We start from the raw sequence: 15,692 nt of genomic DNA on the forward strand, positions 1-15,692 counted from the left end.
ATAGCACTTTATGAACCAGCCTATTGCAATATAAAGCTGGCCAGTTCATGCAGTGAATTGTGTTTTAACACATCTTCATAAGTGATATTTGCCCCATGCGCGCGCCAAATACCGACCAGAGTAACAATAGCGACAGAATCCAAACCGTATTGTCTTAAATCAATATAAGGATCAATTTCAAGCGCATCCATGTTCAGTTGTTCCGCCACGGCGAGCATAATTCCTTTGGTTGAAAGCACATAATTTGACGGTGCACTTAAATCCCATAATCGAGTCAAACTATAGCTATTCATATGATGCAAACCTTGTGCCGAAATATTTTCGATCCATTGAATATGCTGTTCCTGATTCGGCAATAAAATTGCATCGTCCACCACACAGATTTGTTCAGTCACACTTTGTAGATGCGGCAATATTTGCTTGAGCATCGGACTAACCTGTCCTGCAAATATCATTTGTGGATTCGAGGATGCATATTCACCGAGTTGTTGCATACCTTGAATGAGGTCATCACCATATAAATCCACAATCGGAATATCCAGTGCTTTGGCTTTATTGCTGATCTGGATCAGATGCGTCATTAAGTCACTGTCTTGTATGCCTGCCAACATCCTTATGTTTTGCAATCCCACCAGTACCAGCACAGATTGAGTTGAGGACAGCTGCCATTTGGCTTGGGAAGGAGCAAACTGGATTTTTTTGGGCATTGGGTACAGCATGGGAGACTCTAAAGCGACGTTTGTTAGATATTTTAGCTTAGAAAGTTGTAAGATTTAGAACCTACTATACTATAAAACAATGATTAGAGACGTTTTATATCGTCTTTATAAACATATCCTTCCTCATCTAAGCCATTTAAATTGATAGAAATTTTTACCCAACCATTATGATCTCCCTCATAGACTTTCAATAGATTACTTTGAGGAATAATTAATTTTGATTCACTCTCAGAATCAGGAGCTGATCTCAGATGTATTGCTGAAGTTGTCACAGCTTTAGATTCGATGCCATTGATATAAAATATATATGCTTCCTCATAATTGTTAAATTGATCTAATTGCCCAAAATACAGACTATAAATAACTAAAATTACTTCTAATGTTCGCCAAATTAATTCTCTTTTATCTTTGTTGTTTTGAATAGCGGGAAAAGATTCATTTAGATTAATTTCTTCTGAAATTAGTTCTTCGAAAACTTTTAATTCTTGAACAAAGTCTGCTTTCTGCTTAGATTTCTCATTAAATTTTTCTTGAAATTCTTTAGTATTGACAATGTTTACTAACGATTTTTGAAAATTTTCTAGATTTTTTATAACAACTGGATCATTGATGTAGTTGTTAAAAGCTATAGCCATTTTATTTAAAGCAATTAAAGTCTGTTGCATTTCAGGACTATTAAATAAATTATTTAAACCTTTATGGGCTTTTTCTAACACTTCGACCCAAACCTGAATGTTCTTTTGCAAATCGGGATTATTAGTCAATTTTGCAATTTCACTTAAGGGAATAGACAATTTTATAGTCCTCTACTTTTAATAATTTCTAAAATTAACATACTATACCCATACCAAATCTAGATTTTTATTCAATACAATTCAATTAGTTATTTTAAAATTCAAAGCCCAATTATCGAAGATTGGGCTTTTAAAATTAATCTACACGTTCCATACTCATTTTCTTCATCAATATACAATCTATTAATTAAGAAAACTTCTGATTTCAAAATAATTAAACTGCCTGCTGCGCCAAAAACTTCTCAATCGCCTGCCGTGCAATCTCCGCATCCTGAAAAGATTTCACACCCGATACACCCATCGCACCTACCAGCTGCCCTTCATACAGAATCGGCTCACCACCTTCAAGCATACCTGCAAAACTATCCATGGTTAAAAAGCCCATTTGACCGCCTTTAATCAAATCCTCAAACAGCTTTGAAGGACGGCGACTAATTGCTGAACATTTGGCTTTCTCTAGACATAAGTTTGCCGTCATAGGCGATGCACCATCCATACGCTTCATGGCAAGCAAACTACCCGACTCATCTACCACCGCAATACTGACATTAAAGTTGTTCTGAATAGCATATTGGTGAGCTTCATTTAGTAGAAATTCCGCATCACTTAAAGTCAAATAATGTTTGGTTTGCATCCATCTTTTTCCATTTTCAAAATCTGTATAAAAAAGCCCGAACGAATTCGGGCTTAATGCTGTGCAAAACCTAAAAGGTTAAGCTTTCATTTCAGCAAATGTTTCTTTTGCAGCTTGAATGGTAAATTCAATATCTTCATCAGAATGCGCAGCCGAGAAGAATCCTGCTTCAAAAGCAGAAGGTGCTAAGTTCACACCGCGTTTTAACATACCATGGAAGAATTTACGGAAGTCATCCACATTACATTTCAGCATTGAGTCAAAGCTTGTGATGTCTTCCTGGTCAGTGAAGTACAGACCGAACATACCGCCCACTTGTTGAGTTTTGAAAGGTACACCTGCCTCAGCAGCAGCAGATTCTAGACCAGCAAGTAACTTAGCCAATTGAGCCGTTAATTTTTCATAGAAACCTTCAGCACGTAAATGCTTAAACATCTCGATGCCTGCGCGCATAGCGAGCGGGTTACCTGACAGCGTACCTGCTTGATAAACCTTACCCAGTGGCGCAATGCATTCCATCACTTCACGTTTACCACCAAAGGCGCCCACAGGTAAGCCTGCACCGATGATTTTACCTAAAGTGGTTAGGTCAGGAGTTACGCCATAGTGTGCCTGTGCACCACCAAGACCGACACGGAAACCTGTCATCACTTCATCAATAATAAATACTGAACCATGCTCATCACATACATCACGAATCGCTTGCAAGAAACCGTCGATCGGTTTCACCAGGTTCATGTTCCCGGCAACAGGTTCAACAATCACCCCTGCAATTTCAGAACCGAATTTAGCAAAGCATTCTTTTAAAGTTTCAATGTCGTTGTATGGAAGTGTCAGCGTGTGTTTGGCAAAATCAGCTGGTACGCCCGCAGAAGTCGCTTCACCTTCACCATTGGTCAATAGACCAGAACCTGCTTTAACCAAAAGCGAGTCTGAGTGACCATGATAACAGCCTTCAAACTTCACGATTTTGTCACGACCAGTATAACCACGTGCCAGACGAATCGCAGTCATGGTGGCTTCAGTACCTGAGTTGGTCATACGCACCAACTCAATAGACGGCATAATCTCGCAAATAATATCTGCCAGTGTGGTTTCATGTACGGTTGGCGCACCAAAGCTTAAGCCATCAACCGCAGCTTCTTGAACTGCTTTAATGATTTCAGGATGCGCATGTCCCAGAATCATTGGCCCCCATGAACCTACATAGTCCACATAGCGCTTGCCATCGACATCGTATAAATACGCACCTTTGGCTTTTTCAATAAATACAGGTGTACCGCCCACCCCATTAAATGCACGCACAGGTGAATTTACTCCACCGGGAATATGTTTATTGGCTTGTTTGAACAATTGTTCTTGCTTTGGAGATAAGCTCATGAAGGCACTCGACTAAAAATTAAATCAATCAAAAATATTTTATGCTGTAGCTTGAAAAAGCGCAGACCATTCATCTAAACGCTCTGGAATAGCATTCATCGGACGGCCTAATATATCACTGATCACCGCACAATAATCTGCACCACATTCAATGACTTCGTTGGAATTTTCAACGGTTAACCCGCCAATCGCACAGATCGGCACATTCAGTTTTTCTTTAGCCAGTTTTAAGGTTTCTAAGCCAATATTTCCTGCTTCAGGTTTAGACTCGGTCGCATAGATCGCCCCAAATGCCACATAATTTGCACCCTCTGCAATGGCCTGTTCAGCCAACTCAAGTGAGTTATTACAGCTGCGACCAATCAGTACGCCCTGAGGCAAACGTGCAACAGCATCGATAATAGAACCATCATCCTGACCTAAATGCACACCTACACCGTATTTGACTGCCATTTCAAGATCATCATTTATCACGAAAGGCACGCGATATTCAGCACACATGGCTTTCATGTACTCAATTTCATAAGTCTGATCTTCTTTGGCGACTTTTTTACGACGGTATTGCAAGACTGCAATACCACCATTGGCCATTGCGCCTTCAAGCTTGGCTAATAAAAGCTCTAAAGGATCATCATTGGTAATCAGATATAAACCGCGCATAACAAACTGCCAAAACTAAAACTACCCTATTATAGGCATATCAGGGACAAGATTCAGCGGGACTGTCTTAATTCCTTAGCATTACAGCAGAAAAATGTGCAAAAAATTAAAAACTAAAACTACAGTAACTTTATTTAAAATTTAGTGAAATACTCATTTTCAGGGATAGATCATCTGCACATTAAACGGTTTAATAAACAACAAAATAATAATAATCATAAAAACAGAAACTTGGAGCAACGAACAGACTTCCTGATCCTTTGTTATAAAACGCGCTTGGGGGGAAGCAAATGAGGGATTAGGGAGTTGCCCTATTTTTATTTGATCCTGGCACTCAGCCAAAATTGCGTACCATTTTTAATCCTGATGGATGATTCATGCCTGAGTCATTTTCTATGTTTATAAAAAATGTATTTTTACCCTACTTCTAAACATTCAGCCTTTATACAGAATCCCTTGCATAAAAAAAGCCTAGAGAAAGGTCGCTCTAGGCTTGGAAAACTTTAAGATTGGGACAGTTTTGAAGTGAAAAAATCAGCTTCTTAAACGTCTGTTCTATTAATAAGATATTCACCCTATCATTGCAAGCTTATACCTCATAAATTTTCATCTATTTTATTTTTGGGTAAATTTTTTTGCGACATTGTTCACATAACAAACAAGAGTGAGCAGCTGATTGAACTAACTTGGAATTTTATCTAGAGAGCGATCTTTTAAACTTAAATTGCCGCGCATTACATCAGAAAACATACGCCAATCGGAAATAAAACTATACAGCGGCTGTTTAAAGCTTGCTGGCTTGTTTTTTTCAAACACGAAATGTCCAATCCATGCGCTGGCATAACCACCCAATAAACCATAAGCCACATATTTGGGCTTTCTTTTTAGAATAGCACGGCTCAATAAACACAATCCGACACTACTGCCCAATATGTGCAAACGGCGACTCATGATATTACGGTGCTCAGTGAGATAAAACCGATAAAATTCATGATAGTTTTGAATCGGCAGCTGAAATTCCGGTTGATGCTCAAATTGGAGCTGAATCATTGTATTCATAGTTGTCGTCCCGCTGTTTTTATTTACGTTAGCGCATATTTTGTTCAAATTAAAGTGTCCGCTAGCATCATTTTTTGATCATTTCCGAAGCAATTATTCACAAATCCATTCATCAAGTCTTACATCAAACTTCATTTTCGCTACAATCAAAAGCCTAGAATGAACAATACAATTCCGGCGCTAGAAAAAATAGATTTTATAACGCCTTTGTAAGCTATCGGATGTCATGTTTCATTGTTGACATCGCATCAAAAAATTAGGATGAAAGATCATGGTTGAAGTGGAATTAAAATTTCAAATTCCTGAAGCAAGACGTAATGCCCTGGCTAAGGCATTAGATCCTAAAAAATCTGAAATTATTCAACTGAAAGCCAAGTATTATGATACTGAAGATCGCTTACTTTCTCAGCATGGTGTTGCCTTAAGACAACGACTGGAAGGCACACGCTGGATTCAAACTTTAAAAGCTGCCGGGAAAAGCCACTTACACCGTTTTGAGCATAATCATGACCTGGGGGAACTTGAACACGCCCCGCAACTGGATTTATCGATTTATGAACAAGATGCCGAAGCACAGCAAATCTTGAAAAATGCTTTGGGAGAGGCACAGGATCAGCTCAAACTGCAATTTAAAACTGATATACAGCGCACCTTTCGGGTGATCCAGTTTGAAAAAACCGATATTGAAGTCAGTTTAGATGTCGGTGCAGTGCGTACCGAAACGGCGCAAACTGAAGTGCATGAAGTCGAATTTGAACTTAAAGCCGGCTCTATTCAATCGCTGTTAGTCTTTAGCTTTGAATGGGTAAAAAAATATCATTTATGGCTGGATGTGCGTAGTAAAGCTGAAATCGGTAATCTTTTAGCAACCCAGCAACAAGTCAGTCCGGCAAAATCTGCCAAAGAATTTAATTTAAGTAAAAAAGATCCGGCCAATAAAAACTTGCGCCTATTGATTGCCCAGCAACTTCAGCATTTACTGCCGAATATTGCAGCCATTTCAGCAGGTGTGGCAGAAAAGGAACATGTTCAGCAAGCACAAATTGCTCTGGATCATTTGAATTTGACGCTATCTTTATTTAAAGACTGGAATGAGGCTGTTTCAGACAAATGGGCCATGCAACTGGGTGCATTTAAGCAGCAGTTTGACCATTTGCAGCATTTGCAGCACATGCAAACCACTTTAGGTGCATTTTTACAGAACCCCAATACTGCATCGAATTTAGCCAAAGATATTTTGTACGCCAAAGAAAAGTTGGCCAATCTGGTGCGTTCAACCCAAAACGTGCATCACTATCTGGAATTATTGATGTTCAGTTTGGATCAGGAAGATAAGACACAAGCACAAGACCTAAAAGGTTTTGCGCAAACCACCCTGCAAAATCAATATAAACAGTTGCAAGACAGCCTAAACGGTGCCGATATTACTGACTTTGCAAGTCTGGATACCTTAGCCACTAAAATTCATGAACTGAAGTTTAGCTTTCCGATCCTGACCTCAATTTATGATGTCAAGAATTTGCAAAAATACAGCAAAGCCTTGAATGATGCGCAACTTGCAGCAAGCGAATATCAGATTCTGGCCTCTTCTGCCGAGTATATTCAGCAAACCGAACTTGAAGCCAGCGACTGGTTTGTATTGGGCTGGCTGACTGCCAAGCAGGAAGTGTATGCGCAAAATCTGCTGGAAGCGACAGAACAGTTCCTGGTGAGTCGTAAATTTATTAAATAGCGATAAAAACTATAAAAATTTAAAACTACCAAAGCCAGAGCATCTTGCAGGATCAGTAAATGAGCTTGATTTATCCTGCATATGTTTTGTCTATTTTCCTCGCAAAACTCTACTTTTTTTTCGAGACTGGCTTACAATCAAAGTTATGACTGTATCGATGATCAAGTGTCAGGAGTTTTAACATGCTCGAAGTAGAATTAAAATTTCAGATCCCCGCCTCACATCAAGAAAAGCTCTATCAGCTATTCTTGAACAAGAATGCTCGCTTGATTTCTTTATATGCAAAATACTACGACACGCCCGAACGGCATTTGGCTCAACAAAAGATTTCATTACGGCAACGGCTTGAAGACAATCACTGGATACAAACCTTAAAAGCGCCCTGTAATCATTCCTTACAACGTTTTGAATTAGAAAAAGACTTGGGCGAGCTAAAAGACCCGACTTTAGATCTCAAGATTTACCCATCCAATTCGCAAGCAAAACAATTGCTGCAAAATACTTTGGGCAAACAGGCTAAAAATCTGATTGTACAATATGAAACGGTCGTTCAACGTCTGGTGCATGTGATTCATTTTAACCGTTCAAAAATTGAAGTGAGTCTGGATCGTGGTGAGATTCGTCATAACAATCAAAAATTACCCATTTATGAAATTGAATTTGAGCTTAAACAAGGTTCTATTCAAGACCTGATCAAGTTTATTCACCCTTGGGTACAGCGATATCATTTATGGCTGGATGTTCGCAGCAACGCGCAACGCGGCGATTTACTGGCTCAGGATTTAACGATTCCTCCAGCTCAATTTGCAACTCCCCTACAGCTGAATTCACAGGATTCAACCGATAGCGCGTTAAAGCAGATGATCAATAATGCCTTGCAGCACCTGTTGCCGAATGCAGCAACGATCGCTGCTGAACAATATAACAGCGAACATGTACATCAGGCACGCGTTGCCATGCGCCGCTTGAGAAGTGCCTTACGTGTGTTTGATGATTGGTCGGATGAGGTCAATCCGCAGTGGCAAGAACAGCTGACCGGCTTATTTCGTCAACTGGGTGCAACCCGTGACCGCGATGCCTTGAATGAAGGACTGTTACCGCAATTACAACAAGCGGGAGGACCTTATATTGAACTTACGAATATTACTAAAGAAAATCAGATTGCAGTGGATGAATCATTACGTTGTTCATACTTTGTTGAATTGATTCTGGATTTACTACAATTTGTCCATCGGCCAAGTAAAAAACAGAAAAAATCCGGATTAAAAAAAGATATCGCCAAAAAACTGCAAAAATTACATCACCAGATCTGCAAAGATGCCGAACAATTTCTAGATTTAGATATTTCGTCACGGCATCGCACACGCAAGCGCGTCAAACGCTTGCGTTATTGTGTCGAGTTCGTGGCTTCACTTTATCCAAACAAAGATGTAAAGCGCTATCTTAAAGATTTAAAACCAGCCCAAGAGAGTTTGGGACAATATAACGATTTAATGGTGGCTGAAGTCATGTTCCAGAACATCGTAAAGAGAAAGCAAAAAGCATGGTTTGCCGTGGGCTGGATTGCCAATGAAAAAAAATACATCCTGCAACAGGCCAAACAGCATTTAGAGGATTACTCTAAAACCGATACTTTCTGGTAAGAAAAAAAGAAAACCAAATATTAACGATATTTGCCAAAAATTTTCCAGGTTTCATTATCCGCCAACGGGTCACTATAACTGTCATTGCGCTGTTTTCGCGGCTTGTCACGGGCATCGACCAGCTCAAAATGCGGCTCTGTACTCAGCACAATGCCATTTACATAAAACCGTGTGCGGGTATATTCACTTTGCCCATGCTGGAACACATAAGTGCGCAAATCGATAAATTCACGGTGTGCCACTAATGCTGCCGTATCATCGCTTTCCAGCCAGGCTCTCATGGCTTGAATCTGCTCGGGTGAATATTCTCCGCATTTATCAATCAGGCTGGAAATACCACGAAAGGTTTTTGACTCTTTGGCGCGGGTTTTGTTAATCCGGATTCGATCGACATGAAAATAAAATAACGGCAGATTCAAATGGCTGGGTAAATGCACAGCATCAATGGTTTCATCCTCCATAAAAGGCTGAAACAGCTCTTGTGCCCTTTCAATCAGACCACTCCATTGCCGGTAATATTCATCAACTTCTTTTTTAGAACCATAATAAATGGGCAAGCCTTCAACATTGGCCAGATTTGCAGGCGGCCAGATATTTTGACGCAATAAGGCAATGTCACTTTTTAAACTTTGAACCGCAATGGCATCTTGCATTGGAGTATCCATTTTATGCTTAGGCTATTTTTAGATTAAGCCAAAGGTTTAGTTTCTGCAAGGCTTTGCCTATAATATGCCATTAGATCGTTTTTGCAGGAAAAGTTCATGGTTCAAAAGATTGAAGCAACAGATGTAACCGAAGAAGAAGCGTTAAATGCTGCTTTTTTTGAACGTGCTGATGAATTTATTAAACAAGCCAATGAATTTTGCCGTGTAGAAAAAGGTTCAGCAGTAAAACCTGCTGAAATGCGTGGACAAGTCAGTGCTGCAATGTTGTTCGGTACTGCCCGTTTTAATACCTGGGTGGCTGCCAATAACTTTAAAGATGGCAATGAAATGCGCGATGCCAAAGATCAGGTCATGTCTTATATCATGCAGCAGTTCCAGATGATGCTGGAAGACAACTATGATGAATATTGTGAACAGTTTGAAAACTATCTTCGCTTCCGTCATAACGAAGAATTTCATGCCAACAAGCATGATCATGATCATCAGCATTGATCATCTGTTGAAAAAGCCCGTCAGGGCTTTTTTTAGGCCCTTTTTTTGGATGAAAGGTTATTTAAAGCCATAATACTTTACAGTATTTTAACTAACAAAAATTTGCCGAACCAAGGACAGAAATGCAACAGCTGGATTTTGCAATTATTGATGCACATATTCACCAATGGAATCCTTATACCACGCCGCATGCAGCTGTATTGGCGGTCAAATTACTGGGTAAATATCCTTACCTGCTCGACAAAGTGGTCCGTATGGTGAACTCAGATGATCTCATTGAAACCACAGGCTTAACCAATCACGTTACCGCACCCTATTTACCGGAAAATTATGTGCAAGATCTCGGGCATTATCAGGTTGAGCAAGTGGTACATGTGGAAGCCGGCTGGCATAAAAATAAAGGGAAAGGCGTGATCGGTGAAACTCACTTTATTGAATCACTGCCCTTTAATGCAGAAACAGTCAAACTTGGCGGTATTGTTGCAACAGCAGATCCACGAGACAGCAATTTCAAAAAGATTTTACAGTTACATAAAAAGGCTTCGCCGCGCTTTAAAGGCATTCGTAAAATGGCGGCAGTGCGTGAAGATAAAGAAATCCGCGCCTGGGCAGATGAACCGCATTTATATTGCAATAAAAAGTTTTTAAAGGGCTTTGAAGCCATCGCGCAAAACAATTTAACCTTTGATACCTGGGTATATTCCACCCAATTGAGTGATGTGATTGCTTTAGCCAGGAAGTTTCCGGAAACCTCTATCGTACTGGATCATTTTGGCACGCCTGCCGGTCTATTTGGCCATGTGGGTGCGCTGACCGGTTGACCAAAGTCGCACGGGAAAACATTCTGGTACGCTGGCAGGAAGTCTATGACCTGGCCTTTCCCCTGATCAGCCATGTGCTGCAACACTTTGGCAGTTACCGGGTAATGTTTGCCTCCAACTTTCCGATGGATAAGGTCAGCACTTCACTGGTGAACATTATTGATGCCTTTAGTGATGCGGTTGTGGCTTGTGATGCGAGTGCATTGGAACGGGTATTTCATCATAATACTAAGCAGTTTTATCGCTTATAACTGTTCCATCTGCCAAAATCCAAAAATCCCTCCCAACCTCCCTTTATAAAAGGGAGGAGTTTTATTGAGTTCTCTCTTTATTATAAAAATGAAAAGTTCAGCTCTATAAAGAAAAAAAGGGATTAAAAATTATGACTTGTTTTGTGGCTTCCCATACTGGTCTGCCATGACTTCCACCAACTGATCCAATTTGATGTATTTCTTGATTACGGCGTCTACATCGGCTTTGCTGAGTTTTGCAAATGCCTGATCGCGTTTTTCACGGAACAACAAGTCGCGATTATGTTCCAGTTGTGGCATAAGCATCGCGTGAATATTGCGCTCATCTTCCAAAGCAGTGACCCGTTTTTTCAGAATATTGGCTTTGGCCGCTTCCAGCTCCTGTTCCGTCACCCCATTACTCAGTAAATCATTCAGCACTTTATGCACCCCTTGTGATACTTGCGCCGACTTCGCTGCCGTATAATTGGCTTCAATGGTAAGTGCACCTGAGTCGGTCCATTCATCCAGATCCAGATTGCTGCCAAAACCATACACCAGGGCATTTTTCTCACGTAGTTCTTGTGCAAGGCGTGAAGACAGTTGCGAGTCACCCATAATATAACTCAACACCATAAGTGCTGGTGCATCAGCATGATCTGAACCTACCGGCAAGGTCAAAATAGCCTGATAATTACCAAATTCACGTTGCTCTGCCAAGGCATGAACTTTTTGTGCCTTATAGGCCTGATAATCAGAATTTAGGCGTTGATAAGGCAATTGCGCTTTCCATCCTGAAAATTCTTTTTGCAGCAGTTTAAGCATGGGCTGAGCTTGATAATCACCGGTGATGGCAATTTGTGCATGATTGCTGACGAAGAAATCCTGATACAACTTTTTCACTTGCTCAACTGTTGCCGCTTTAATCTGCTGTTTGGAAAGATCCGGCTCAAAATGGTAACGTAAATCTCCTGGCTGATAAGTTTCTAATAAGCGGGTCATGGTCAGGGCTGCAACCGTTTCAGGTTCGGTATATGGTCGATCCAGGCTCGACAAGCTTTGTGACTTGATCAAATCAAATTGCGACTGTTCAAACTTCGGCTTTTTCAGCACCTGCATCATAAATTTGAAGTAGTCATCAAATTTATCTTTTTTCGCCACAATCTGAATGCTAATACTATTTGCAGAAGCGCTAGCGGTTGCTCCACCGCCTGCTTCAATCGATTTGTCGGCAATATCCTGCAAGCTATATTGCTCTGAACCACGCAACAGTAAATACGCCATCAAATCCAGCACTTCACCTTTGTTAAATAAGGATTGTTCTGTACCGAAATCGATAGAAATCGTGGCATAGGTTTTATCATCACGGGTGGAGGTCGGATATAAGGCATAGGCAATGCCATTTTTCAATTTTCCACGCTGAATTTTCTTTTCCGTACTCAGCAAATACTGTTTGGAAGTTTTGACATATTCCGCGACTTCCTGCTTATACACACTGCTATCTTTAAGCGGCTCTTCTTGCATACTGGCCTGATTTGGCGTTTTAGGCTGCTCGGCGGCCTGTTGCTGCAATGCTTTTTTCTGATCTTCCGGTGTCGGTTTAATATCACCAGAAATACGGTGTTCAGGCACTAAAAACTGGGTCAGGGTCTGATTGACCTCGTTCAGCTTGAGCTGTTTTACATTATTCAGATCAGTAAAATACTGTGACCAGTCTCCCTGATAAGCCACATAATAATCACTTAATCGCCCACCCAGCGCAGCTGAATTACTCAGCACACTGTCTGCCTGATTCTGAATCAGGTTTTTCACCCGGTTCAGTTCGGTCTCATTAAAGGGCTTACTCTTTTCCACTCCTGCCACCAGTTCCGATTGCACCTTTTTCTCATCATGATTTGGCGCGTAAATCGCTCCCATAAACACCAGATTAAAGTCCTGATCCAGCCAGGTGGTCGATTGAACACCGGTACTTAGCCCAGTTTCCACCACGCTTTGATAGAGATGGCCACTCGGCTGCATGGTATATAAATAAGGGGCCAGTGCCAAAGCAGATTTGATTTTTTCATTTTTGCCGTTCAGGTAAATATTGAATTTGGCCAGATCACTGCCCTTTTTCACGACAAAATTTCTTTGCTGAATTTTGGCTGAATCCAGCACCGGAACTTTGGTCTGGGCAGGAACTTGGCGAGCTGCGATTGGGCTAAACTGCTGATCAATCTGTTTTAACACAGCTGCTTTATCAAATTTACCGGAAATAATCATCACGGCATTGTTGGGTGCATACCAGGTTCGGTAAAATTTATTTAGCTCATCCATTTTGATCGATTGCAATTCTTTTAAATCGCCAATCGGCAAACGTCCCAAATACCGGTTGCCATAAGCCGATTTCCACATCTGGTCCATCATCACCGAAAAAGGCTGATCCATACGTACTTCGCGTTCGCGCTTCACAATGGAAATTTCCGAAGGAACAAACTTTTCTTGCAGCACCAGTTTGTCCATGCGCTCGGCTTCAAGATGAATCACTTCATTAATTACATTCTGTTCAGGACGAATAATATTGGTATATTTAGTGGAATAATAATCGGTACTGGCATTGGTCATTAAGGTGTACTGATCCAGACGACGCTGAAATTCTTCACCCTTGATATTCTGGGTACCCTTAAATGCCAGATGCTCCAGCAAATGCGCCAAACCGCCTTTGCCCTGCGGATCATTAAGTGAACCAGTCAGATAGACCGTGTTCATAAATACTTTATTTTCTTTATCATTTTGCGCAAGAACCACGCGAAAACCATTGTCTAATTTATATTCTTCAATCTTCTGCTCAGATTTAATTAAAATAGGTTGTGCCCAAGCAGTTGCACTAAAGCCAACAAATAATAATGAGATAGTAAGTTGTTTAAACCGCATGAGCATAATTATTCCAATTTATTCAGTCATATGAATTTTTAAGCCATCACATCTTAGAAAATGATGATGATGGCGAATAGTAGCTTTTTGCAAGAATTGCTGATTATTTCAACAACTTTGTAGTTCTTTTATATCCACAAGTTAAAAATTTAACTCGGTCTGCATATATAACTTGGTATAACCTGAAATTTCAATCCGTTCATTTTCAAGCACTTCACAATATAAGTGTCCTCCACGTGCAGATGCCTGATAAGCCAGAATTTCACTCTTGCCTAATTTATCTGCCCATAGCGGTGAAATAGCGCAATGAATTGAGCCGGTAACCGGATCTTCATCAATGCCATTGGCAGGAGCAAAGTAACGCGAAATACAATCATAAGCTGTAGCTGCCTGAGCGGTAATGGCAAGATCCAGTGCAACCTGCGGTTCTGTTGCTTCAGCTTGATGTTGTGCCCATTGTTTTAATAATTGCAGATTGGGCTTTTCATCCAGTACATCTTGTGGATTTTCATATTCCATAATGTAAGCCTGATTGTTTAAATAAACATTTTTAAATGGCTTGCTTAAAATTTGCTTTAAAATTTCAGGATAATGGGTAATTTTTTTTGCACGGCGAATCGGAAAATTCATTTTGATTTTGCCATCAATCGCTTGGCTTACCACAAAGACACCCAAGTTTTTTACATGAAACTGAATGATCTTCGCAGTAGTAAAATCCTTAAATAGCACAAAACTGCTGGCTAAAGTGGCATGCCCACAAAAGTTCACTTCCGTGGTTGGTGTAAACCAGCGGATTTCATAATTCTCTGCATCAAGCATTTTAACAAACGCCGTTTCAGACAGATTATTTTCCAGAGCAATATTTTGCATTAGCGCTTCATCCAACCATTGCTCGGTGAGCATCACGGCCGCCGGATTCCCCTTAAATAATTCTGTTGTAAACGCATCTACCTGATACATTTTCATATTGATCTACCCCATTTTATACTCTGCATTTTTTCATGTGCTGACTGCAACATAGGAATCATCTTCGCAAGCATTCAATAGCAACCATTTCTAAAATAGACAGCTGTCTATGAGGATGAGCTTTATCTCTTCCTACAGATCAGCAACTTTATGTATAAATCCTGCCCTATTAATTGCGATTTTCCCCTGGAAAAAACTTGGCTTTAACGCTAGCTTATTCATATCTATATTATTGATTTCTATCTCATGAATTTTCAAATCCATATGATTGATGTGAAAAATCAATTACAGAACTATATTTGGTTATTAGAACATATTCCAACTAAAGAAGTGGTCGCAGTTGATCCCACTGAAGCGCATCTGGTCGAAGACTATTGTGCAGAAAAGGGTTTAAAACTCAGTCAAATCTGGCTGACGCATTGGCATAAAGATCATACTGGTGGTGTACCTGAACTTTTAATCAACCGCCATATTCCTGTGTATGGGCCACGTGATGAGTTGAGCAAAGTTCCTTTTATCACTCATCCACTGCAACATGAAGCCCATATTCATTTTCATGATTTAAATATTGAGATTCTTGCCGTCCCTGGACATACGCTGGGGCATATTGTTTATTTTATTGATGCTTTGGATGTACTTTTCTGTGGCGATACCTTGTTTGCTATGGGTTGCGGTCGGGTATTTGAAGGCACCTACGAGCAAATGTACCACTCGTTGAATCGCCTGGCTGCTTTGCCTGCACGAACCAAGGTTTACTGTACCCATGAATATACGCTGGCCAATGCCAAGTTTGCCTTGCATGTAGAACCCGATAATCTTGCGATTCAGCAACGCTTCGATAAAGTAGAAGCCCAACGCATGCTGGGACAATGTACTTTACCCAGCACGATTGAACTGGAGCTACAAACCAATCCCTTTTTAAGAGTGGAAAGCGTTGCAGCATTCCAGCGCCTACGTGAAATGAAAGATCAATTTTAATTGAAC

13 protein-coding genes and 1 pseudogene are annotated in these 15,692 nt (G+C 40.5%); 5 read left to right on the forward strand and 9 right to left on the reverse strand.

Annotated elements, in window-relative coordinates:
* Positions 1-20: 20 nt before the first annotated feature.
* The 6 genes from B9T29_RS11195 to B9T29_RS11220 all read right to left on the reverse strand — a co-directional run bounded on the left by B9T29_RS11195 (position 21) and on the right by B9T29_RS11220 (position 5,246).
* The gene (locus B9T29_RS11195; protein ID WP_086176009.1) at positions 21-719 is read right to left on the reverse strand and encodes a phosphopantetheine-binding protein; all 699 of its coding nucleotides are present in this window, start codon (positions 717-719) and stop codon (positions 21-23) included.
* 83 nt (positions 720-802) lie between these two features.
* A complete protein-coding gene (locus B9T29_RS11200) occupies positions 803-1,513 on the reverse strand; it encodes an SH3 domain-containing protein (protein ID WP_086176010.1) in 711 nt (236 codons plus the stop codon).
* 214 nt (positions 1,514-1,727) lie between these two features.
* Positions 1,728-2,147 (reverse strand): GlcG/HbpS family heme-binding protein, encoded by a 420-nt coding sequence (locus tag B9T29_RS11205; protein WP_086176011.1) that lies wholly within the window; start codon positions 2,145-2,147, stop codon positions 1,728-1,730.
* A 78-nt stretch (positions 2,148-2,225) separates the two neighbouring features.
* A complete protein-coding gene (hemL, locus tag B9T29_RS11210; protein WP_086176012.1) occupies positions 2,226-3,527 on the reverse strand; it encodes a glutamate-1-semialdehyde 2,1-aminomutase in 1,302 nt (433 codons plus the stop codon).
* A 39-nt stretch (positions 3,528-3,566) separates the two neighbouring features.
* Complete coding sequence (thiE, locus tag B9T29_RS11215) at positions 3,567-4,187, reverse strand: thiamine phosphate synthase (RefSeq protein ID WP_086176013.1); 621 nt, start codon at positions 4,185-4,187, stop codon at positions 3,567-3,569.
* Between the two features lie 681 nt (positions 4,188-4,868).
* Positions 4,869-5,246: a DUF962 domain-containing protein gene (locus tag B9T29_RS11220; RefSeq protein WP_086176014.1), complete on the reverse strand. Its 378-nt coding sequence runs from the start codon at positions 5,244-5,246 to the stop codon at positions 4,869-4,871.
* Positions 5,247-5,517: 271 nt separating this feature from the next.
* On the opposite strand from B9T29_RS11220, the gene B9T29_RS11225 reads away from it, so the two are divergent.
* Positions 5,518-6,978: an inorganic triphosphatase gene (locus B9T29_RS11225; RefSeq protein WP_086176015.1), complete on the forward strand. Its 1,461-nt coding sequence runs from the start codon at positions 5,518-5,520 to the stop codon at positions 6,976-6,978.
* A gap of 182 nt (positions 6,979-7,160) precedes the next feature.
* The gene (locus B9T29_RS11230; protein ID WP_086176016.1) at positions 7,161-8,621 is read left to right on the forward strand and encodes a CYTH and CHAD domain-containing protein; all 1,461 of its coding nucleotides are present in this window, start codon (positions 7,161-7,163) and stop codon (positions 8,619-8,621) included.
* A gap of 20 nt (positions 8,622-8,641) precedes the next feature.
* Here B9T29_RS11230 and B9T29_RS11235 read toward each other — a convergent pair whose 3' ends face one another.
* Positions 8,642-9,274 (reverse strand): hypothetical protein, encoded by a 633-nt coding sequence (locus B9T29_RS11235; protein ID WP_086176017.1) that lies wholly within the window; start codon positions 9,272-9,274, stop codon positions 8,642-8,644.
* 108 nt (positions 9,275-9,382) lie between these two features.
* Between B9T29_RS11235 and B9T29_RS11240 the strand changes: the two genes are divergently transcribed.
* Positions 9,383-9,778, forward strand: coding sequence for a DUF3144 domain-containing protein (locus B9T29_RS11240; protein ID WP_086176018.1), 396 nt, complete (start codon positions 9,383-9,385; stop codon positions 9,776-9,778).
* Between the two features lie 569 nt (positions 9,779-10,347).
* A pseudogene (locus tag B9T29_RS16845) lies at positions 10,348-10,850 on the forward strand (amidohydrolase family protein).
* A gap of 129 nt (positions 10,851-10,979) precedes the next feature.
* Here the strand turns inward: B9T29_RS16845 and B9T29_RS11250 are convergent.
* Both B9T29_RS11250 and B9T29_RS11255 read right to left on the reverse strand, forming a co-directional pair.
* Entirely contained in the window at positions 10,980-13,748 is a 2,769-nt protein-coding gene (locus tag B9T29_RS11250; RefSeq protein ID WP_086176019.1) for a M16 family metallopeptidase, read from the reverse strand.
* Positions 13,749-13,883: 135 nt separating this feature from the next.
* The gene (locus B9T29_RS11255; RefSeq protein ID WP_086176020.1) at positions 13,884-14,708 is read right to left on the reverse strand and encodes a PhzF family phenazine biosynthesis protein; all 825 of its coding nucleotides are present in this window, start codon (positions 14,706-14,708) and stop codon (positions 13,884-13,886) included.
* Positions 14,709-14,954: 246 nt separating this feature from the next.
* On the opposite strand from B9T29_RS11255, the gene gloB reads away from it, so the two are divergent.
* On the forward strand, positions 14,955-15,686 hold the full coding sequence (gene gloB, locus B9T29_RS11260; RefSeq protein ID WP_086176021.1) for a hydroxyacylglutathione hydrolase: 732 nt from the start codon (positions 14,955-14,957) through the stop codon (positions 15,684-15,686).
* Positions 15,687-15,692 lie beyond the last annotated feature (6 nt).

This window comes from Acinetobacter sp. ANC 3903 (assembly GCF_002135315.1).
Classification (GTDB): Bacteria; Pseudomonadota; Gammaproteobacteria; order Pseudomonadales; family Moraxellaceae; genus Acinetobacter.

Coding starts and splice junctions, on each gene's coding strand:
- gloB (WP_086176021.1), top strand. CDS start 14,955: ATGAATTTTCAAATCCATATGATTGATGTGAAAAATCAATTACAGAAC.
- B9T29_RS11205 (WP_086176011.1), bottom strand. CDS start 2,147: ATGCAAACCAAACATTATTTGACTTTAAGTGATGCGGAATTTCTACTA.
- B9T29_RS11250 (WP_086176019.1), bottom strand. CDS start 13,748: ATGCTCATGCGGTTTAAACAACTTACTATCTCATTATTATTTGTTGGC.
- B9T29_RS11225 (WP_086176015.1), top strand. CDS start 5,518: ATGGTTGAAGTGGAATTAAAATTTCAAATTCCTGAAGCAAGACGTAAT.
- B9T29_RS11230 (WP_086176016.1), top strand. CDS start 7,161: ATGCTCGAAGTAGAATTAAAATTTCAGATCCCCGCCTCACATCAAGAA.
- thiE (WP_086176013.1), bottom strand. CDS start 4,187: ATGCGCGGTTTATATCTGATTACCAATGATGATCCTTTAGAGCTTTTA.
- B9T29_RS11255 (WP_086176020.1), bottom strand. CDS start 14,708: ATGAAAATGTATCAGGTAGATGCGTTTACAACAGAATTATTTAAGGGG.
- B9T29_RS11195 (WP_086176009.1), bottom strand. CDS start 719: ATGCTGTACCCAATGCCCAAAAAAATCCAGTTTGCTCCTTCCCAAGCC.
- hemL (WP_086176012.1), bottom strand. CDS start 3,527: ATGAGCTTATCTCCAAAGCAAGAACAATTGTTCAAACAAGCCAATAAA.
- B9T29_RS11240 (WP_086176018.1), top strand. CDS start 9,383: ATGGTTCAAAAGATTGAAGCAACAGATGTAACCGAAGAAGAAGCGTTA.
- B9T29_RS11235 (WP_086176017.1), bottom strand. CDS start 9,274: ATGCAAGATGCCATTGCGGTTCAAAGTTTAAAAAGTGACATTGCCTTA.
- B9T29_RS11220 (WP_086176014.1), bottom strand. CDS start 5,246: ATGAATACAATGATTCAGCTCCAATTTGAGCATCAACCGGAATTTCAG.